Origin of the sequence: Phytobacter ursingii, assembly GCF_001022135.1 — a bacterium.
GTDB classification, from domain to species: domain Bacteria; phylum Pseudomonadota; class Gammaproteobacteria; order Enterobacterales; family Enterobacteriaceae; genus Phytobacter; species Phytobacter ursingii.
The window spans coordinates 4,337,404-4,356,494 of record NZ_CP011602.1 but is presented as its reverse complement, the minus strand read 5'-3'; the positions used below and the strand labels follow the sequence as shown (position 1 = coordinate 4,356,494).

Sequence of the window (19,091 nt, the reverse complement as noted above, 5' to 3'; positions counted from 1 at the left end):
GAGTTGATCATGCTAATACTGTTTTTCACCGTCGCCCTGGTGCACATTGTTGCCCTGATGAGCCCCGGTCCTGATTTCTTCTTTGTGTCGCAAACTGCCGTCAGTCGCTCCCGCAAAGAGGCGATGATGGGCGTGCTCGGCATTACCACAGGCGTGATGGTGTGGGCAGGCGTTGCACTGCTCGGTCTTAACCTGATCCTCGAAAAAATGGCCTGGCTGCACAGCATTATCATGGTTGGCGGTGGCCTGTACCTGTGCTGGATGGGCTATCAGATGCTGCGCGGTGCGCTGAAAAAAGAAGAGAAAAAAGCCGTTGCGCCGGAGGTTGAACTGGCAACCAGCAGTGGTCGAAGCTTTATGAAGGGGCTTTTGACGAACCTTGCGAATCCAAAAGCGATTATCTATTTCGGTTCGGTGTTTTCACTGTTTGTCGGCGATAGCGTGGGCGCTGGTGCGCGCTGGGGTATCTTTATGCTGATTACGCTGGAAACCTTCGCCTGGTTTACCGTGGTGGCAAGCCTGTTCGCGTTACCGGCGATGCGTCGCGGCTATCAGCGTCTGGCGAAGTGGATTGATGGTTTTGCCGGTGCGCTGTTTGCGGGTTTCGGTATCCATCTGATCATTTCGCGTTGATTGTTTTCGGGCGAATTCACGCATGTCTTGATTGCTGGTAGATACTGTGAACGGAACCCACCTCCCGAGCCGCATTTTCCCCCTCACCCTGGCCCTCTCCCTCAGGGAGAGGGAACCGATCGAGCTCGCATTTTTGTCGGGATCCCTCTCCCCTCTACGATCGGGCACCGAACCCGTAGCCCGGATAAGGCGTTCGCGCCGCATCCGGGACGACATGACCGCCAAAACTCAGGCATGTCTTGCCGATGCCAGTAGCGCCCCCACCAGCATAAACAACGAACCAAACACCTTGTTCAGCGCTTTCAGCTGACGCGGGCCTTTAATCCATGCGGCAATACGTTGCGCCAGCGTCGCATAGCCAATCATCACGATAATATCCACGACGATAGTGGTGACGCCGAGTACCACGTACTGCATCACCTGCGGCTGATTGGGCGCAATAAATTGTGGGAACAACGCGGCGAGAAAAACGATGCTTTTGGGGTTCGTCAGATTGACGAAAACCGCGCGTTTAAACAGACGTGTCCGCGATTGCGTATGCGCAAGGGTGTTGAGGTCTATCGCACCCGCAGCGCGCCACTGCTGAATGCCCAGCCAAATCAGGTACGCGGCACCGGCCCATTTCAACACCTCAAACGCCAGTATTGAGCGGGAGAAAAGGGTGCCCAGCCCCACGCCGACCAGCACAATATGAATGCCTAAGCCGGTTTGTAGCCCGGCAATGGACGCCGCCGCGCCGCGATAACCGTGGCTTATCGAGGTGGTCATGGTATTAATCGCGCCGGAGCCGGGCGACAGGCTGAGAATGATCGATGTCAGCAGATAAGCGAACCACCACTCGAAGGTCATGAGAAACTCCCTGATTGTCTGTTTTTATGCCACAATACGCTATTGTTAGCGGAATTAGCTACAGGTCACAAAAACGTTTTTGTCGCGCAAGTGAGGGCGTAGCCAATGTTCCGGCAAAACAAGGAGTGGGAAACCAGAGAAAGCGCGTTTGCTGCCTTTGCCACTGGCCCGTTAACCGACTTCTGGCGGCAACGGGAAGAGGCAGAATTTACCGGTGTGGATAATATCCCGGTGCGCTTTGTCCGTTTCCATGCCGCCAGACATGACAGGGTTATCGTGGTTTGCCCTGGTCGAATTGAAAGCTATGTGAAGTATGCTGAGCTGGCGTATGACCTGTTCCATCTCGGCTTTGATGTGCTCATCATCGACCACCGCGGTCAGGGGCGTTCCGGTCGTTTGCTGGAAGATTCTCATCGCGGCCATGTGGTCAATTTCAGTGATTATGTTGATGATCTCACGGCGTTCTGGGAGCAGGAAGTGACGCCCGGCCCGTGGCGTAAGCGTTATATTCTGGCCCATTCGATGGGGGGCGCGATTGCCACGCTCTTTGTGCAACGCCACCCACAAGCCAACTGTGATGCCATTGCCCTTTGCGCGCCGATGTTCGGCATTATTATTCACCTGCCGGACTGGATGGTGCGTCCGCTGCTGGACTGGGCGGAAGGCTACCCGCGTATTCGCGAGAACTATGCCATTGGCACTGGTCGCTGGCATGCGTTGCCCTTTGCCATGAACACGTTGACCCACAGTCGCGAACGTTATCGGCGGAACCTGCGTTTCTACGCCGACGAGCCTGAACTCCGCGTGGGCGGGCCCACCTGGCACTGGGTGCGGGAAGGTATCCTGGCCGGTGAAGAGGTACTGGCGGGAGCCGCCTCAGACACATCGCCCATGTTAATTATTCAGGCAGAAGAAGAGCGCGTTGTCGATAACCGCATGCACGATCGCTTTTGTGAAATGCGCGCCGCGGCGGGCCATCCCTGCGAAGGGGGGAAGCCGCTTGTCATCAAGGGCGCGTACCATGAGATCCTCTTTGAAGAGGACGCTATGCGCTCAGTCGCGCTCAACGCTATCGTCGATTTTTTCGATCGATATAACTAAATGAATTATTGAGGTTAACGTTTCCTATGTATCAGGTTGTTGCGTCAGATTTAGACGGCACATTGCTCTCCCCCGACCACACACTCTCCCCTTACGCGAAAGAAACGTTGAAGCTGCTCACCGAGCGCGGAGTGAATTTCGTTTTCGCCACGGGCCGCCACCACGTGGATGTCGGGCAAATCCGCGATAATCTGGGGATCAAGGCGTATATGATCACCTCTAATGGCGCGCGCGTTCACGATACCGATGGCAATCTGGTCTTCACTCATAATCTGGATCGGGATATTGCCAGCGATCTGTTTGGCGTGGTGCATAACAACCCGGACATCATCACCAATGTGTATCGTGATGATGAGTGGTTTATGAACCGCCACCGCCCGGACGAAATGCGTTTCTTCAAAGAGGCGATTTTCCAGTATTCCCTCTATGAGCCAGGCATGCTGGAACCTGAGGGTATCAGCAAAGTCTTCTTTACCTGCGAAAAACATGAACAACTGCTTCCGCTGGAGCAGGCGATTAATGCCCGCTGGGGCGATCGCGTGAACGTCAGTTTTTCGACGCTGACATGCCTGGAAGTCATGGCTGGCGGGGTGTCGAAAGGGCACGCGCTGGAAGCCGTTTCGAAGGCGCTCGGTTACAGTCTGAAAGAGTGCATCGCGTTCGGCGATGGCATGAACGATGCCGAAATGCTCTCGATGGCCGGTAAAGGGTGCATTATGGGCAACGCCCACCAGCGTCTGAAGGATTTGCATCCGGAGCTGGAAGTCATTGGCACTAACGCCGACAACGCCGTGCCGAATTACCTGCGTAAACTCTATCTGAGCTGATTTTTTGGTCGTTTATTGACCAGTTGTCAACCGAAGACTCCGCTACAATGGGTGCTCCTTATTCTGTGAGACATTCATTGTGGCGTTACTCATCATCACCACGATCCTGTGGGCCTTTTCCTTTAGCCTGATTGGCGAGTACCTTGCCGGGCACGTCGACAGCTATTTTTCGGTCCTGATGCGCGTGGGCCTGGCGGCTCTGGTTTTCTTACCATTCCTGCGTACCCGTGGGCAAACGCTAACAACGATCCTGCTCTACATGCTGGTGGGGGCGATGCAACTTGGCATCATGTACCTGTTTAGCTTCCGCGCGTACCTCTATTTGAGCGTCTCGGAGTTCCTGCTGTTCACCGTTTTGACGCCGCTTTATATCACGCTGATTTATGATCTTCTCAGCAAACGGCGCTTACGCTGGGGCTATGCCCTGAGTGCGCTACTGGCGGTGGTGGGTGCGGCGATTATCCGTTACGACAAAGTCAGCGACCACTTCTGGACGGGCCTGATGTTTGTGCAACTCGCCAACCTCAGTTTCGCCATCGGCATGGTGGGGTATAAGCGCCTGATGGAAACACGCCCGATGCCGCAGCACAACGCCTTTGCCTGGTTTTACCTTGGCGCCGCGATTGTGGCTGTTATCGCCTGGTTCCTGCTGGGGAATCCGCATAAACTGCCGACTACCAGCCTGCAATGGGGCATCCTGGTGTGGCTGGGCGTCGTGGCGTCCGGGCTGGGTTACTTTATGTGGAACTACGGGGCGACGCAGGTGGATGCCGGTACGCTTGGCATCATGAATAACGTGCATGTCCCGGCCGGGCTGCTGGTTAACCTTGCCATCTGGCAGGTGCAGCCGCATTGGCCGAGTTTTATCATTGGTGGGACGGTGATACTGGCCTCGCTGTGGGTGCATCGGCGCTGGGTCGCTCCGCGCTCCGCACAAACGGCAGATGGTCGCACGCGTGGTTCCTCGCTGAGCGAATAAATGCCTCGGTCACCGGCTGGCGCTGCTCGCCATCGCGCACGGCAGCGTACAGCCGGCTCCATAATCCCTCGCCCAGGGTTTTGGTCACCACCAGCCCCTGGCGTTCAAAACTTTCCACTACCCAGTGCGGCAGGGCGGCAATGCCCATCCGCGCCGCCACCATCTGAATCAGCAGCAGCGTATTGTCCACGCTTTTAAGCTGCGGGCTGATGCCTGCCGGCTGCAGGAAGTGACGCCAGATATCCAGGCGGCTACGCTGCACCGGATAAATCAACAGTGTCTCGGTGGCGATATCTTCCGGGATGATCCGCGTGCGTGAGGCCAGCGGATGATCCGGGGAGAGTACCAGCCGCACTTCAAAATCAAACATCGGCGAATAGTGCAAACCACTGCGCGGCAGAATGTCCGAGGTCATCACCAGATCCAGCTCGCCTTGCTGGAGCGCGGGCTGCGGGTCGAAGGTGACGCCCGATTTAAAATCCATCTCCACATGCGGCCATTGAGCGCGAAAACTCTCCAGCGCCGGGGTCAGCCACTGAATACAGCTATGGCATTCAATCGCGATGCGCAGGCGGGTTTGCTGCGGTTCATTGCAGGCCAGTAATGCGCTGCTGATTTGCGGCAGCACCTGATTCGCCAGCTGGAGCAGGATCTCTCCTTGCGGCGTAAAGCGTAACGGCTGGCTTTTGCGCACAAATAGCCGAAAGCCGAGGCGCTGTTCCAGATCGCTGAACTGGTGGGAAAGTGCGGATTGCGTCTGATGCAATGCCGCCGCCGCGGCAGCCAGCGACCCGCAGTTCCGTAACGCCTGTAGCGTTTTCAGATGTTTAATTTCGATCATGAAAGTCCTTCACTTCGGCATGACAAATTTGCGCTTGAGGAGGATACAGTAACTGTCAATTATGGATGTGTAAACATCTGGACGGCTAAAATCCTTCGTCTTTTAAATTTATGGTGCGTTGGCTGCGTTTACTTACCCCGGTCACTTACTCCAGTAAGCTCCCGGAGATAAGCAAACTTGCCGCCTTCCCTAAATTCAAAATCCATTGGATTTACAATTAATTAGAGGAAGCACATATGACAGTTTTAAACCACACCCTCGGTTTCCCTCGCATTGGCCTGCGTCGCGAGCTGAAAAAAGCGCAAGAAAGTTACTGGGCGGGTAACTCCTCCCGTGAAGCGCTACTGGCGACAGGGCGCGAACTGCGCTCTCGCCACTGGGATCAGCAAAAAGCGGCGGGTATCGACCTGCTGCCGGTGGGGGATTTCGCCTGGTACGACCATGTTCTGACCACCAGCCTGCTGCTCGGCAACATTCCGGCTCGTCATCAGAACAGTGACGGCTCCGTCGATATCGATACCCTGTTTCGCATTGGTCGTGGCCGCGCGCCGACCGGTGAACCGGCGGCAGCGGCGGAAATGACCAAATGGTTTAACACCAATTACCATTACATAGTGCCGGAGTTCGTGAAAGGGCAGTCGTTCAAACTCACCTGGACGCAACTGCTGGAAGAAGTCGACGAAGCGCTGGCGCTGGGGCACAACGTGAAGCCTGTCCTGCTGGGGCCAGTGACATATCTGTGGCTGGGCAAAGTGAAAGGTGAACAGTTTGATCGACTAAGCCTGCTTAATGACATTCTGCCCGTCTACAAACAGGTGCTGGCTGAACTGGCGAAACGCGGCGTCGAGTGGGTACAAATCGACGAGCCCGCACTGGTACTGGAGTTGCCGCAAGACTGGCTGGATGCCTTCAAACCGGCTTATGACGTACTCGCAGGCCAGGTGAAACTGCTGCTGACCACCTGGTTTGAAGGCGTAACACCAAACCTCAACATCATCACCGCGCTACCGGTACAGGGGTTGCACGTTGACCTTGTCCACGGCAAAGATAACGTTGCCGAACTGCACACACGTCTGCCCGCTGACTGGCTGTTCTCGGCAGGGCTGGTGAATGGCCGTAACGTCTGGCGTACCGACCTGAGCGCAAAATATGCGCAGATTAAAGAGGTATTAGGGCAGCGCCCGCTGTGGGTGGCCTCTTCGTGTTCCCTGCTGCATAGCCCGATTGATCTGAACATAGAGACGCGTCTGGATGCGGAAGTGAAGAGTTGGTTTGCCTTCGCCCTGCAAAAATGTGAAGAGTTGGCGCTTTTACGCGATGCGCTGAACAGCGGTGATACTGCTGCAATTGAGGCCTGGAGTGCCCCGATTCATGCGCGTCGCCACTCAACCCGCGTGCACAATACCGCCGTTTCACAGCGTCTGGCGGCCATCACGGCAGAAGACAGCCAGCGCACCAGTACCTATGAAGACCGCGCCAAAGCACAGCGCGCTCGCTTTAACCTGCCCGCATGGCCGACCACGACCATCGGTTCCTTCCCGCAGACCACTGAGATCCGTGGTCTGCGCCTGGACTTCAAAAAGGGCAATCTGGACGCGCACAACTACCGTTCCGGTATCGCTGAACACATTAAGCAGGCAATTGTGGAACAGGAGCGTTTAGGGCTGGACGTGCTGGTCCACGGTGAGGCCGAGCGTAACGACATGGTGGAATACTTTGGCGAGCATCTCGACGGTTTTGTCTTTACCCAGAACGGCTGGGTGCAGAGCTACGGCTCCCGCTGCGTGAAGCCGCCGGTGGTGATTGGCGATATCAGCCGTCCGGAAGCGATCACTGTGGAGTGGGCGAAGTATGCGCAGTCCCTGACCAACAAGCCGGTAAAAGGCATGCTGACAGGGCCGGTGACGATTCTGTGCTGGTCCTTCCCGCGTGAAGACGTGAGCCGTGAAACCATCGCTAAACAAATTGCCCTGGCGCTGCGCGATGAGGTGGCGGATCTGGAAGCCGCCGGTATCGGTATCATCCAGATTGACGAACCTGCCCTGCGTGAAGGCCTGCCGCTGCGCCGTCGCGACTGGGATGCCTATCTGGCGTGGGGCGTAGAGGCTTTCCGCATCAGTGCGGCCGTGGCGAGGGATGACACCCAGATCCATACCCACATGTGTTATTGCGAGTTTAACGACATTATGGATTCCATCGCCGCGCTGGATGCAGACGTGATCACCATTGAGACGTCGCGCTCGGATATGGAACTGCTGGAGTCGTTCGAAGAGTTTGAATACCCGAACGAAATCGGGCCGGGCGTGTATGACATTCACTCGCCGAACGTACCGAGCGTGGCGTGGATTGAGGCGTTACTGACGAAAGCCGCCCAGCGTATCCCGGCAGAGCGCCTGTGGGTAAACCCGGACTGCGGCCTGAAAACCCGCGGCTGGCCAGAAACCCGAAGCGCCCTGGCAAACATGGTAAAAGCCGCGCAGAATTTGCGTCAGGCGTAAGAAGCTGGTGGCTCATAATGAAAAGCGATCGCCAGGCGATCGCTTTATTTACTTGTCTTCTGAAGCCAGAATGTTGATGGTGTAGGTTTTTTCAAATTCCTTTGAACTTTCAAACATATGTGCGTAACCACCTCCTGCAACCAGGAAGGTGACAACCCCTGTTTTGACGGGTGTGCCTTGCACCTGAATGCAATTCAGATCACGGGTATCTGTTGTTTTGTCTGACATTCGCCACTCTGGGATCTGGCAATATTTGATGGTAAGACCCGTATTTTCTGGAGCAAGACGTAATTCTATACCGGGACTAATAACAGGGGCGCCGAAAATAGTGATTTTCGCCGAATAAGGCTGATGTACTACGGCATCATGTAACCTGGGGTTTTCTGGTAAGAAAGAAAAATGTTGGCTACATGATGTCAAACATATTGTCATCATCAGTATAAAGATTTTATCCATGTGTTAATTTATCCTTGAGTTATACCTATAGCGAATAGTGATGCTATTCATCTTCTGAATATGTATGTTAATGGTCCAGAACATTAATGGTGTAGGTTTTGTCGAAATGTGGAGCTTTTTCGAACATAGCAATATAACCCGACCCTACGATTCGAAGTGTTACGAGGCCTGGTTTAACTGGTATTCCTTTAATCAGGACACAATTGAACTTTGTAAGCGCAGTTCTACCATATGGTTCAAGATACAGGCCGCTATCTGAAGGATAAAAGTCACTACCAAAACTCTTGCTGATGACGGGTCTGCCAATAATATTGATTTTGGCTGAATAGGGTTGATGTAATACGGCATCATTGAGTACGGACTTTTCAGGTAGAAATCTTATATGTGGGGTACATGCCGTACATGTAAAAATGATAACAATTAGTAGCATCTTAAATGTTTTCATATTAATGGTTTGAAAACCAACCCCCCAAAAAATCTGTTCTGAAAAAATTTAATACCTTGATCTTGTTTAACTAAATTGTCTATTTCACCCCATGAAAAAAGCTTCAGATTGAGATTTCTATGAACATCTTCCGTTAACATACCATCCCAAACGATCCAGTGATTTGGCACAGTGAAAATTGAATCGTTACCTTCTAGCAATCCTCCGGCGACAAGCGTAACGACTTTGTACCCTCTGTTGACGTAATCATTAAAGAGATGAATGTCTTCCACGCTACCCCGTGTGATGCCTGCATTGCAGAATACAAGTTCATAGCCCGCCTTCTGGAACCACTCTGTCAGGGTCTGCCACATGGTGACCCCGGCGGCAGGGCAATCGACGGCGTCGTAGCTGAGCACCGTATTTTCCGAATCTCTGAGGCTGGCGAGGGTTATCCAGTCGATACCAGAAATAGTGGCTCTTGGGGGCAAGGTGTGATTGTAAAATGCCCCTGATGGATGTCTACACCCCTCTCCCGGCACAATTTCCAACTCGCCAATTTTGGTTTTACCCCAGCACCAGAGTTCACGTGCTGCCTGCGCGTAGACATCGGGTCTGTCCATTTGCAGGCAGTAGAAAAAAGCGGCTGGGCCGCATAAGCTGCTATCGCCCTGATCTGGATAATCCAGCTGATTGAATCTCGTGGTTATCTGCTCTTGAATGGTACTGCGTTCGAAGGGATCGAGGTCATGGCCAATAGGATACTCCTTAGCAATAAAGGGACGTTCGGGCCTTGATATCATAACGACCTGTATGTTTTCCTCACCGGATTTTACCAGGCGCGTTTGTCCTGTTGTCACGAAAAAACACGGATTCTCGCGTTTAATTGCAGACCATGCACGCCCGGAACCAAATTCCCCTAAGGAATACATTTTGGTAAAAGGCGTGTCGTGAACCCGCGATGCACCCAGCATACGTTTTCGGTAAAGGGTGACTTCCATGATATACATCGTTGAGAGCGGATCGGCAGTTTCCTGAGTAATATGTCGTTGTGTTTCATAATTACTCAGTATTTGTTGTTGTGTCACCTCGACAATAATATGTTTATTACGCTGTGAATCCATTCGATAAATTAATAGGTCATAAAGAATATCATCAGGTTTGACGTTAGAACGAATTTGGGTGCTTACGGTATAGGTGGGCATTATTAATCCTTTAATCGTATTGACGTGATGAGAGTAAACGTCATCCTGACGTTATTTAATGATTGGCTGAGATGTGTTTTATATATGCAATTGATTTGATTTACGACCCACAGAGATCACGAATTATGTGATCTCTTTATTTTCAGGGTACGTACATTGAATATGCTATTTTATTCTTCCCGACACAGCCATTGCGTGCGGCGCTGTGCCAGCAGGTCGCTTTGGGGGCCGGTAGGGGCTCTGTCGCTCACCACATAGTCAAAGTCGCCGATATCACCGTTGCGGCACATCGCCCGGCGGCCAAACTTGGTGCTGTCGACCACCAGGACATTGACTTCCGCACTGGCGACCAGCGCCTGACGTGCGACTACCTCTTCATCGTTGAAATCGTACAACTCGCCTTCTTCACCAATGCCGCCGACGGACACCACGCCGATATCCACGCGATAGCGGCGAAAGAAGGTCAGGGCGTCACTGCCAATCACATCCAGATCGCGCTTACGCACGCGACCCCCCGCGACGGTCAGTTCGCAGCCAGGGAGCAGGCTGAGCGGCGTGGCGGCGTGCAGATTATTGGTACACACCGCCAGATGGATATCGTCCGGCAGGGCGCGCGCCACCATTTCCACGGTGGTGCCGGTTCCAAGAAAGCAGCTTTGCGCCTCGCTGAGCAGCTGCGCGACTCGCTCGCCAATCCAGCGCTTACCGATGACGTTGACGATCTCGCGCTGCTGATAACCGATATTTTCGCGCGCGAAAGGGGCGACCATGCCATGACGGCGTAATAACAGCCCTTGCGCGGTGAGCTCACGCAAATCGCTGCGCACCGTTTGCAGCGAGACGCCGAAATAGTGCGCCAGTTGTTCAATGCTGCTCTCACCGTGCTCTGTCACGATGGCGACAATCGCGCTGCGACGTGTTTCAGGAGTCATATTTGCGTCCGGCAGAGGGGATTTGCGCTCATGCTATCCGGCGAATATGAAATTATTACTACGAAAAAAACGGGTCATATTTCTGTCAGATTCCCTTGTTTTAATCGTCACAACGAAAACCAAGGGGACGAAACCATGAGTAAGAAAATTGCGCTGGCAGCGGCTTTGCTGGCTTTCATGAGTGGTACTGCTTTCGCGAAATCCACTCTGACGCTCTACACCAGCCAGCCAACCGAAGATGCGCAAATGACGGTGAGCGCGTTTGAACAGGCGCACCCGGATGTCGAAGTAAAATGGATTCGCGATGGAACCGCAAAGCTGATTGCCCGTATGCAGGCTGAAATTTCCGCTGGCGGCACCAGCCCGGATGTCTTACTCATTGCCGACAGCGTATCGATGGAGTCCCTGAAACAGCAAAATCTGCTGGCGGCTTACAAATCACCGCAGGCCAGCCGCTACGATGCGCAGCTCTACGATAAAGACGGTTACTACTACGGAACGAAACTTATCACCACGGGCATTGCCTATCACAGCAAAGCCCCGGTAAAGCCGGAATCCTGGCAGGATCTGCTCAAGCCTGAGCTGAAAAACATGACTACGTTGCCAAGCCCGCTCTATTCCGGCGCCGCGCAGATCCATATGGCGACGTTAATGAATGACCCGCAGCTAGGCTGGCAGTATTACGAGAAACTGAAAGAAAACGGCGCGATGCCGCAGAGCGGTAATGGCGGCGTGATGAGCGCTATTACCTCCGGCAGCAAAGCCTACGGCGTACTGGTGGATTACATGGCGATCCGCGAGAAAGCCAAAGGCGCACCGATTGAGTTTGTCTTCCCGAAAGAGGGCGTCAGTATCGTGACCGAACCGGTCGCCATGATGAAAGGGGCGAAAAACCCTGAGGGTGCGAAAGCCTTCATTGATTTTGTTCTCTCCGCAGACGGACAGAAGCTGGTGCTCAAACAGGGCTACCTGACCGCGGACGCCAGCTTGCCAGTACCGCAGGGTTTCCCGGCGCGTGACACCATTAAACTGATGCCATACGACCCGGCAAAAGCGCTGGCTGATACCGAAGCCAACAAAAAGCGCTTTGCTGATCTGTTCGGAAACCGCTAAGTCATGGCAGATATGACACTGCGTCAACCCGCCGCCAGCAGCCCGCCGAAAGGGCTGCTATGGCTTTTACTCGCACTGATCGCCTTGCTGAGCCTGCTGCCCAGCCTGCGACTGCTTATTTCCGCGCTCTTTGACTGGCAACAAGGCAGCAACAGTAGTCTGTGGCGCGTGTTGAGCAATGAATCCACCTGGGTTGCGCTCTATAACAGCCTGTACACCAGCGGCCTGGGCACGATACTGTCGCTGCTGTTGGGCAGTTTTTTCGCCTTTTGCCTGGCCCTGACCAATATTCGCGGTAAGCAGATTTGGGTCTTTCTGTTCATGTTGCCGATGATGATCCCTCCGCAGGTCACTGCCCTGAGCTGGTTACAATTGTTTGGCCCCAGCAGCATTTTGCTCAACAGTATCGGGCTTGCGCCAGGGTTCGGCAGTACCAATCCCCTTTACTCGCCGGAAGGCATTGCGCTGTTGTTGGGTATCCAGCATGCGCCGCTGGTGTTTCTGGCGCTGCGCACACAGCTACAGTGCCTGCCAAAGGAGCAAATTGAAGCCGCGCGCCTGAATGGCGCGTCGTTGTGGCGGGTCTTTATCGATATCGTATTGCCGCTGTGCCGCACCGCGCTGTGGGCCGGCGCGGCAATTGCGTTTGTCTCCGCACTGGGTAACTTCGGTATTCCCGCCATGCTCGGGATACCCATTTCCTATTTTGTTCTGCCGATTCAGATTTACCAGACGCTCTCCAGCTTTGGTCCGTCGATGTTAAATGACGTTGCGGCGCTGTCTGTGCTGATGGGTGTTCTTGCCATCGGTATCGTGACTTTACAGGGAGTGATGCAACGTCGCCATGTGCTGCCGCTTATCGGAATGGCCGGGCGGGCACTGAGCTTTCAGTTAGGCAAATGGCGGCTGGTGACCGAAGTGCTGCTGGGCATGGTGCTGTGTGCCATTCTGCTGGCGCCGCTGCTGGCGCTGATTGCGACGTCGCTGGTTCCCACGCTGGGCGTACCGCTGAATGCCGATACGCTGACCTTTGCCGCCTGGCGGGCGATGTTTGATAACCAGAGCGCCACCTGGCGTGCGCTCACCAACAGCATCACGCTTTCCGTGAGCGCCTCACTGGTTCTGATGCTGCTGTGCCTGCCGCTGGCCTGGCTACTGGTGCGTTTTCCCAGTCGTCCGCTGCGATGGTTGTATAACGTTATCGATATTCCTTACACCCTGCCGGGGGTGGTGCTGGCGATTGCCTTTATTTTACTTTTTGCCCGCCCGCTGCCGCTGGTGGGGATCAGCCTGAGTGGCACGCTGACTATCATTTTCCTCGCCTATCTTGCCCGTTTCCTGACGGTCTGCTTAAAGCCGGTGCATAACAGCATGCTGCAGCTCGACCCGGCGATGGAAGAGGCGGCCAGTCTGGCAGGCGCTAACTTCTCTCAGCGCCTGCGTCATATTGTGCTGCCGCTGCTAGCTCCCGCCGCATTTGCCGGGGCGCTGCTGGTCTTTCTGACCGCCGTCAATGAGCTGACTGTCTCTGCGCTGCTGTGGAGCGCGGGTAAAGAGACGCTCGGCGTAGTGATTTTTAATCTCGACGAAAGCGGTAACAAAGTGTTGGCCTCGGCGATCTCCGTGTTAGTCGTGGGGTTGGTGGCCTGCGTCATGTTGCTGCTGAGTACTCTCGGCAAATATTTACCCAAAGGAGTTATCCCGTGGCAGAGCTAATACTGGAACGGCTGAACAAGGTGTTTGGTGAACAGGCCGTGGTGCGGGATCTGAATCTGACCATTCCCGAAGGGGCGTTCACCGCGCTGCTGGGGCCGAGCGGCTGTGGCAAAACTACTACGCTGCGCATCCTTGCCGGACTTGAACACCTCTCTTCCGGGCGTTTGTTGCTGGGGGATCGCCTGCTGGCGGATGCGCGGGTGCATATGCCACCGGAGACCCGTGATATGGGGATGGTGTTTCAGTCTTATGCCCTCTGGCCGCATATGACCGTGGCAGAAAACGTCGGTTATCCGCTGAAATTGCGCAAAGTGAATGGCGCTGCGCGCCAGAAGCAGGTGATGGAAGCGCTGGATGTGGTGGAGCTGGGCGCGTATGCCGGGCGCTCGCCGCAGGCGCTCAGCGGCGGTCAACGCCAGCGCGTGGCGCTGGCCCGCTGCCTGGTGTCGGAGCCGGAAGTGGTATTGCTGGATGAACCGCTGGCAAATCTCGATCGCCATCTGCGCGCCACCATGGAACAGACGTTTCGCGAATTTCATCGTCGTACCGGGGCGACATTCGTCTATGTCACGCACGATCAGGCTGAGGCAATGGCGCTGGCCAGCCACATTGCAGTGATGCATCAGGGGGAATTAATGCAGTGGGGCGCGCCGCAGACGCTGTATCAGCATCCGCAAAATGCCTGGGTGGCAAGGTTTATCGGCAAAGGCAGCATTCTGTCGCTGGCGGCCCGGCATCCGGCAGCGCAGTTAGAGAGTCAGCAACTGCATGAAGGTCTCGCGCCCGAAAATACCCAACCGCGCCAGCAGGTACTGGTTCGTCCGGAACATGTCATGGTGGGGGATAACGGGCTGCCGGCAATGGTGGAAAGCTGTATTTTCCAGGGGGAACGCTATCTGCTGGAGCTGCGTCTGCCGGACGGACAGCACTTAAGTGCTTTCCATTCTTTGCCATTGCGTGAACAGCAGAGCACTCGTGTGCGTCTGATGCAGGGATGGTGCCTGGAGGCGGCGTGACGGTACAAATTGAGATTATCAGCGGGGCGGGACATAAAGCCCCCGCAGCGATTCTGGTTTCCACGCCCCGGCAACGTATTTTGCTCGATGCAGGCGGCGCGCTGGATCCGCATGCGGAACTCTGGCCTGTACCGGAAAAGATCGATGCGATCCTGCTAAGTCACGATCATGTTGATCATATCGGCGGCCTGCATCGTCTTGCGCCGCACATCCCGGTCTATTGTACGCAGACCACGGCGCAATCTTTACCCGCAGGGCGTAACGTCCACCCGATTGCGGTGCGTGGGCAATTCCAGTTGGGCGACATTACGGTGACGACGGGCAGTTGCGGACACGCCTGGGGAGGGGTGTGGTTTCATCTGGATGTGGCCGATGGCCTGTTTTATAGCGGCGATATCAGTATGGAGTCGGCATTATTTCGCTTTGATGTCCCCCCGCCTGCCGGGCTTGCGCTGGTGGATGCGTCATACGGGCTCTATAACGTTTCGCAACGCCAGCAGTGGGATAAATTGCGCGCTCGCTTGACGCTTCCTGCGCTGTGTCCGGTGCCGCCGTCGGGCCGGGCGGTGGAACTGGCGCTGCTATTAGCGCGTGAGGGACGTACCGACATCGCGCTTGATGCGCCTTGCCAGGAGATGCTCAGGCAAATGGCGGCGCATAATGACGGCAGTTTGCACCAGGATGTGGAGGCTGAGCTGCAGCAGCTTTTACGCACGCTTCCGGCCTTTTCCGCTCAGTCATCGCTGATCCTGATGGGCAAAGTGGGATGGCGGGGGAACTGCGTCGACGAAAAGATTTCCATCACCGCACGTTGTTTACGGGTCATATGAATCGCCTTAACCATCAACAATGGCTGGCCGGGGAAGTGGATTTTTGTCGCTGGAATGTGCATCCAACTCTCAAAACCTTAATGTTGTTAGTGTCGATGCTAAAGTGCAGCAGGCTGGTGCCGATGTTTACTCATGTAGAGGACATCCAGGACTGGCAGTTCGCGCCTGGATGTCACATCGTTACGCAGAATATGTTGAGGGTGGATTTATGCCACTGATATGCAAACCCTTTGTTTTTGTTCGTCACGGCGAGACGCCGCTTAACCGCGATAAAGTGATTGGCGGGAGCACGGATGTGCCGCTGACCGACGAAGGGGAGCAGCAGGCACGTTCCGCTGCACCCATTCTGGGCCGCTATGACTGGAATGGGGTGGCGGTGAGTTCACTCAAGCGGGCTCAGCGTACCCTCGAACTGGCGCTGCCTGGCGCGGCCCATGTTGTTATGCCGGATTTATGTGAGCGTGACTGGGGCGAGCTGGAAAACCGTCCGCTGGCCGAGTTAACCCCCTATGAAAACACGCCGCCTGGCGGCGAAAGCTGGGAGACGTTCTGCACCCGCGTGACGGATGCGCTTAATAGCCTGTTGGAACAATACGATACGCCGTTGATTGTGGCGCATTCTGGTGTTTACCGTGTGATCCGTTACCACGCCTTCGGCACGCCTTATGGCGATCGGGTGGGCAACGCGGTGCCTATGTGGATCTCGCCTGGTGAAACGCCGCAAGAGTGGCAGATCATGCCGCTGGCGGAACGTGGTTAAGCGGCACGCGATGCAAGAAGTGCTGCGGGCAACACAGGTCATATTCTCCTGCGTCGCGCCGCATGGGCAGTATTAGCGTGCGACGCCGCCGTACTGGGCGAACCAGTCCAGCATCCGGTGCCAGCCATCTTTGGCCGATTCTTCATGGTAGCTGGGACGATAATCGGCGTTAAACGCATGCCCGGCGTCAGGGTAAACTACGATCTCGGCGTGCGCGTTGGCGGCGCGTAACGCCTGCCGCATGGTGTCGACGGTTTCCAGAGGGATCCCTGTATCCTGTGCGCCATACAGACCAAGTACCGGTGCATTAAGGTCTGTGGCGATATCCACCGGATGTTTCGGTGAATTCAATGATTTTTGTCCCACCAGTTTTCCATACCAGGCGACCGCCGCTTTCAGTTGCGGGTTATGCGCCGCGTACAGCCAGGCAATCCGTCCTCCCCAGCAAAAACCGGTCGCCAGCAGGCGATGGGCATCACCACCGTTACGTGCCGCCCAGTTGGCAACATGATCGAGATCGGCCAGTACCTGCGCATCGGGCACCTTCATGACCAGTCCATCAAAGAGGGTCTGAATATCGGCGAAATCATTCGGATCGCCCTGACGAAAATAGAGTTCCGGCGCCACGGCCAGATACCCTTCGAGGGCAAGGCGGCGACAAAGATCGCGAATATGTTCATGTACGCCAAAGATTTCCTGAATCACCAGTACCACTGGCAAAGGGCCACTGGCGTCTTTTGGTCGTGCGTGATACGCCGGCATGCTGTCGCCCTGGCTTGGGATCGTGGTTTCGCCAGCGATGATGGCGTCTTCCGGAGTGTGCAGTGTAGTGGACGCGTGAGGTGATGCCGCCGGTGCGAAGCCCGGTAATGTATTTGTTGTCATGGCTTTCTCCATACCCTTTATTTAGCGCTCCATTAACTATAGTCCGACAGAACGCAAATCATCCTGTGCGAAAAAGGCTATCTTTGGAGCAGGGCGAGGCGGCTGAATGTGTTAGTGTGATTGATATCATTATTTTATGGAAATGTTATGCAAACAAATTACATCATGGAGATCTCAGTCACGAAATTGCGCGCATGCCTTCTGTAAAGTACCGTTTTGCTTCTTCTGACTAACCCTGATCACAGAGGAGTTTTTATGTCCAAGTCTGATGTTTTTCATCTCGGCCTCACCAAGAACGATTTACAAGGGGCTACGCTTGCTATCGTTCCGGGCGATCCAGAGCGTGTGGAAAAGATCGCCGCGCTGATGGATAAGCCGGTTAAGCTGGCATCTCACCGCGAGTTCACCTCCTGGCGCGCAGAACTGGATGGCAAAGCTGTCATTGTCTGCTCCACCGGTATCGGCGGCCCGTCGACCTCTATCGCTGTGGAAGAACTGGCCCAACTGGGTATCCGCACCTTCCTGCGCGTCGGTACGACAGGTGCTATTCAGCCAAACATTAACGTTGGCGATGTACTGGTGACGACCGCGTCCGTACGTCTGGACGGCGCAAGCCTGCATTTTGCGCCGATGGAATACCCGGCTGTGGCTGACTTCGAGTGCACCACCGCGCTGGTGGCGGCGGCGAAAGAGGTTGGGGCAACCACCCATATCGGCGTGACCGCCTCATCCGATACTTTCTACCCAGGCCAGGAACGTTATGACACCTTCTCCGGCCGTGTGGTAAGCCGTTTCAAGGGGTCTATGGAAGAGTGGCAGTCCATGGGCGTGATGAACTACGAAATGGAATCCGCAACCTTGCTGACCATGTGCGCAAGCCAGGGCCTGCGCGCCGGGATGGTAGCGGGCGTTATCGTTAACCGTACCCAGCAGGAAATTCCAAACGCTGAGACCATGAAGCAAACGGAAAGCCATGCGGTGAAAATTGTAGTAGAAGCCGCGCGCCGTCTGCTGTAATTGTTTCCTTTCGTATAAAGGCCGGCATGTCCGGCCTTTTGCTTATCTGTTGTTTCCCGGGGCGGGATTAATCCGTATTTCGCCCACCTGCCACGCTTGCGGTTCACAATAAAAACAACCGATTCGACCTCGACGCTTTCCGAACACGGGCTTAATGAACTGTTCAGCGGAGGGTTGAAACGTAGGGCAATCTCGCCCAATCTGTTACACTTCACGAACATTTTCTTCAATAGCAGGCACTAAGATGGCGGAAGATTCAAAAGAGACGACGCACTTTGGTTTTCAGACCGTCGCCAAAGATCAGAAAGCCGAGATGGTGGCGCATGTGTTCCACTCGGTTGCCGCAAAATACGATGTCATGAACGACTTAATGTCGATGGGCATTCACCGTTTGTGGAAACGTTTTACGATCGACTGTAGCGGCGTGCGTCGCGGGCAAAAAGTTCTCGATTTGGCCGGCGGAACCGGCGACCTGACGGCTAAATTCTCTCGTCTGGTCGGCGAAACAGGTCAGGTTGTGCTGGCAGACATTAACGAGTCCATGCTCAAAATGGGCCGCGAAAAACTGCGCAATATTGGTGTTATCGGCAACGTCGAATATGTCCAGGCGAATGCCGAAGCGCTGCCGTTCCCGGATAACACCTTTGACTGCATCACCATCTCTTTTGGTCTGCGTAACGTCACCGAAAAAGAGAGCGCTCTGCGTTCCATGTACCGCGTGCTTAAACCGGGTGGACGCCTGCTGGTGCTGGAGTTTTCCAAACCGATCATTGAACCACTGAGCAAGGTATATGACGCCTACTCTTTCCACGTGCTGCCGCGCATCGGGCAACTGGTCGCCAGTGATGCGGAAAGTTACCGCTATCTGGCGGAATCCATCCGCATGCATCCGGATCAGGAAACCCTGAAAGCGATGATGCAGAGCGCGGGTTTTGAAAACGTCGATTACTACAACATGACCGCAGGCATTGTTGCGCTGCATCGTGGCTACAAGTTCTGACAGGAGTTC

At 54.9% G+C, this 19,091-nt stretch carries 18 protein-coding genes; 12 read left to right on the top strand and 6 right to left on the bottom strand.

The window, feature by feature from the left end:
• Window positions 1-9 precede the first annotated feature (9 nt).
• Window positions 10-633 (top strand): threonine export protein RhtC, encoded by a 624-nt coding sequence (rhtC, locus tag AB182_RS24075; RefSeq protein WP_047373427.1) that lies wholly within the window; start codon window positions 10-12, stop codon window positions 631-633.
• Between the two features lie 228 nt (window positions 634-861).
• Here the strand turns inward: rhtC and rhtB are convergent, their stop codons facing one another.
• The gene (gene rhtB / locus AB182_RS24070; protein WP_047372288.1) at window positions 862-1,482 is read right to left on the bottom strand and encodes a homoserine/homoserine lactone efflux protein; all 621 of its coding nucleotides are present in this window, start codon (window positions 1,480-1,482) and stop codon (window positions 862-864) included.
• 105 nt (window positions 1,483-1,587) lie between these two features.
• Here rhtB and pldB point away from each other — a divergent pair, with 105 nt between their 5' ends.
• The 3 genes from pldB (at window position 1,588) to AB182_RS31045 (ending at window position 4,389) form a co-directional block, all read left to right on the top strand.
• Window positions 1,588-2,583, top strand: a complete 996-nt coding sequence (gene pldB / locus AB182_RS24065) for a lysophospholipase L2 (RefSeq protein ID WP_047372287.1) — start codon at window positions 1,588-1,590, stop codon at window positions 2,581-2,583.
• 26 nt (window positions 2,584-2,609) lie between these two features.
• Complete coding sequence (gene yigL / locus AB182_RS24060; RefSeq protein WP_047372286.1) at window positions 2,610-3,410, top strand: sugar/pyridoxal phosphate phosphatase YigL; 801 nt, start codon at window positions 2,610-2,612, stop codon at window positions 3,408-3,410.
• A gap of 79 nt (window positions 3,411-3,489) precedes the next feature.
• Window positions 3,490-4,389 (top strand): carboxylate/amino acid/amine transporter, encoded by a 900-nt coding sequence (locus AB182_RS31045; protein WP_071845944.1) that lies wholly within the window; start codon window positions 3,490-3,492, stop codon window positions 4,387-4,389.
• Here AB182_RS31045 and metR read toward each other — a convergent pair.
• On the bottom strand, window positions 4,277-5,230 hold the full coding sequence (gene metR, locus AB182_RS24050) for an HTH-type transcriptional regulator MetR (RefSeq protein WP_047372285.1): 954 nt from the start codon (window positions 5,228-5,230) through the stop codon (window positions 4,277-4,279). The genes AB182_RS31045 and metR overlap by 113 nt on opposite strands.
• Before the next feature lie 236 nt (window positions 5,231-5,466).
• Between metR and metE the strand changes: the two genes are divergently transcribed.
• Window positions 5,467-7,728 carry a 5-methyltetrahydropteroyltriglutamate--homocysteine S-methyltransferase gene (metE, locus tag AB182_RS24045; RefSeq protein WP_047372284.1) on the top strand — a complete coding sequence of 754 codons (2,262 nt, stop codon included), beginning with the start codon at window positions 5,467-5,469 and terminating at the stop codon, window positions 7,726-7,728.
• Between the two features lie 48 nt (window positions 7,729-7,776).
• Here metE and AB182_RS32390 read toward each other — a convergent pair whose 3' ends face one another.
• The 3 genes from AB182_RS32390 to AB182_RS24030 form a co-directional block, all read right to left on the bottom strand.
• On the bottom strand, window positions 7,777-8,184 hold the full coding sequence (locus tag AB182_RS32390; protein WP_139153723.1) for a hypothetical protein: 408 nt from the start codon (window positions 8,182-8,184) through the stop codon (window positions 7,777-7,779).
• A gap of 441 nt (window positions 8,185-8,625) precedes the next feature.
• On the bottom strand, window positions 8,626-9,813 hold the full coding sequence (locus tag AB182_RS24035) for a hypothetical protein (RefSeq protein WP_047372283.1): 1,188 nt from the start codon (window positions 9,811-9,813) through the stop codon (window positions 8,626-8,628).
• Window positions 9,814-9,983: 170 nt separating this feature from the next.
• The gene (locus AB182_RS24030) at window positions 9,984-10,745 is read right to left on the bottom strand and encodes a DeoR/GlpR family DNA-binding transcription regulator (protein ID WP_047372282.1); all 762 of its coding nucleotides are present in this window, start codon (window positions 10,743-10,745) and stop codon (window positions 9,984-9,986) included.
• A 135-nt stretch (window positions 10,746-10,880) separates the two neighbouring features.
• Between AB182_RS24030 and AB182_RS24025 the strand changes: the two genes are divergently transcribed.
• From AB182_RS24025 to AB182_RS24005, 5 genes are all read left to right on the top strand, one after another.
• The gene (locus tag AB182_RS24025; RefSeq protein WP_047373425.1) at window positions 10,881-11,858 is read left to right on the top strand and encodes an ABC transporter substrate-binding protein; all 978 of its coding nucleotides are present in this window, start codon (window positions 10,881-10,883) and stop codon (window positions 11,856-11,858) included.
• 3 nt (window positions 11,859-11,861) lie between these two features.
• Window positions 11,862-13,574, top strand: coding sequence for an ABC transporter permease (locus AB182_RS24020; protein WP_223883565.1), 1,713 nt, complete (start codon window positions 11,862-11,864; stop codon window positions 13,572-13,574).
• Window positions 13,562-14,590 (top strand): ABC transporter ATP-binding protein, encoded by a 1,029-nt coding sequence (locus AB182_RS24015; RefSeq protein ID WP_047372281.1) that lies wholly within the window; start codon window positions 13,562-13,564, stop codon window positions 14,588-14,590. Before AB182_RS24020 ends, AB182_RS24015 begins: the two co-directional genes overlap by 13 nt.
• Window positions 14,587-15,420, top strand: a complete 834-nt coding sequence (locus AB182_RS24010; RefSeq protein WP_052958916.1) for an MBL fold metallo-hydrolase — start codon at window positions 14,587-14,589, stop codon at window positions 15,418-15,420. Before AB182_RS24015 ends, AB182_RS24010 begins: the two co-directional genes overlap by 4 nt.
• Before the next feature lie 208 nt (window positions 15,421-15,628).
• Entirely contained in the window at window positions 15,629-16,180 is a 552-nt protein-coding gene (locus tag AB182_RS24005) for a histidine phosphatase family protein (protein WP_047372280.1), read from the top strand.
• Window positions 16,181-16,252: 72 nt separating this feature from the next.
• On the opposite strand, the gene AB182_RS24000 is transcribed toward AB182_RS24005, so the two are convergent.
• Entirely contained in the window at window positions 16,253-17,065 is an 813-nt protein-coding gene (locus AB182_RS24000; protein ID WP_047372279.1) for a dienelactone hydrolase family protein, read from the bottom strand.
• Window positions 17,066-17,320: 255 nt separating this feature from the next.
• On the opposite strand from AB182_RS24000, the gene udp reads away from it, so the two are divergent.
• Window positions 17,321-18,082 (top strand): uridine phosphorylase, encoded by a 762-nt coding sequence (gene udp / locus AB182_RS23995; protein ID WP_047372278.1) that lies wholly within the window; start codon window positions 17,321-17,323, stop codon window positions 18,080-18,082.
• A 244-nt stretch (window positions 18,083-18,326) separates the two neighbouring features.
• Window positions 18,327-19,082 carry a bifunctional demethylmenaquinone methyltransferase/2-methoxy-6-polyprenyl-1,4-benzoquinol methylase UbiE gene (gene ubiE / locus AB182_RS23990; RefSeq protein ID WP_047372277.1) on the top strand — a complete coding sequence of 252 codons (756 nt, stop codon included), beginning with the start codon at window positions 18,327-18,329 and terminating at the stop codon, window positions 19,080-19,082.
• Window positions 19,083-19,091: the final 9 nt, after the last annotated feature.

Coding starts and splice junctions, on each gene's coding strand:
- rhtC (WP_047373427.1), top strand. CDS start 10: ATGCTAATACTGTTTTTCACCGTCGCCCTGGTGCACATTGTTGCCCTG.
- rhtB (WP_047372288.1), bottom strand. CDS start 1,482: ATGACCTTCGAGTGGTGGTTCGCTTATCTGCTGACATCGATCATTCTC.
- pldB (WP_047372287.1), top strand. CDS start 1,588: ATGTTCCGGCAAAACAAGGAGTGGGAAACCAGAGAAAGCGCGTTTGCT.
- yigL (WP_047372286.1), top strand. CDS start 2,610: ATGTATCAGGTTGTTGCGTCAGATTTAGACGGCACATTGCTCTCCCCC.
- metR (WP_047372285.1), bottom strand. CDS start 5,230: ATGATCGAAATTAAACATCTGAAAACGCTACAGGCGTTACGGAACTGC.
- metE (WP_047372284.1), top strand. CDS start 5,467: ATGACAGTTTTAAACCACACCCTCGGTTTCCCTCGCATTGGCCTGCGT.
- AB182_RS32390 (WP_139153723.1), bottom strand. CDS start 8,184: ATGGATAAAATCTTTATACTGATGATGACAATATGTTTGACATCATGT.
- AB182_RS24035 (WP_047372283.1), bottom strand. CDS start 9,813: ATGCCCACCTATACCGTAAGCACCCAAATTCGTTCTAACGTCAAACCT.
- AB182_RS24030 (WP_047372282.1), bottom strand. CDS start 10,745: ATGACTCCTGAAACACGTCGCAGCGCGATTGTCGCCATCGTGACAGAG.
- AB182_RS24025 (WP_047373425.1), top strand. CDS start 10,881: ATGAGTAAGAAAATTGCGCTGGCAGCGGCTTTGCTGGCTTTCATGAGT.
- AB182_RS24020 (WP_223883565.1), top strand. CDS start 11,862: ATGGCAGATATGACACTGCGTCAACCCGCCGCCAGCAGCCCGCCGAAA.
- AB182_RS24005 (WP_047372280.1), top strand. CDS start 15,629: ATGCCACTGATATGCAAACCCTTTGTTTTTGTTCGTCACGGCGAGACG.
- AB182_RS24000 (WP_047372279.1), bottom strand. CDS start 17,065: ATGACAACAAATACATTACCGGGCTTCGCACCGGCGGCATCACCTCAC.
- udp (WP_047372278.1), top strand. CDS start 17,321: ATGTCCAAGTCTGATGTTTTTCATCTCGGCCTCACCAAGAACGATTTA.
- ubiE (WP_047372277.1), top strand. CDS start 18,327: ATGGCGGAAGATTCAAAAGAGACGACGCACTTTGGTTTTCAGACCGTC.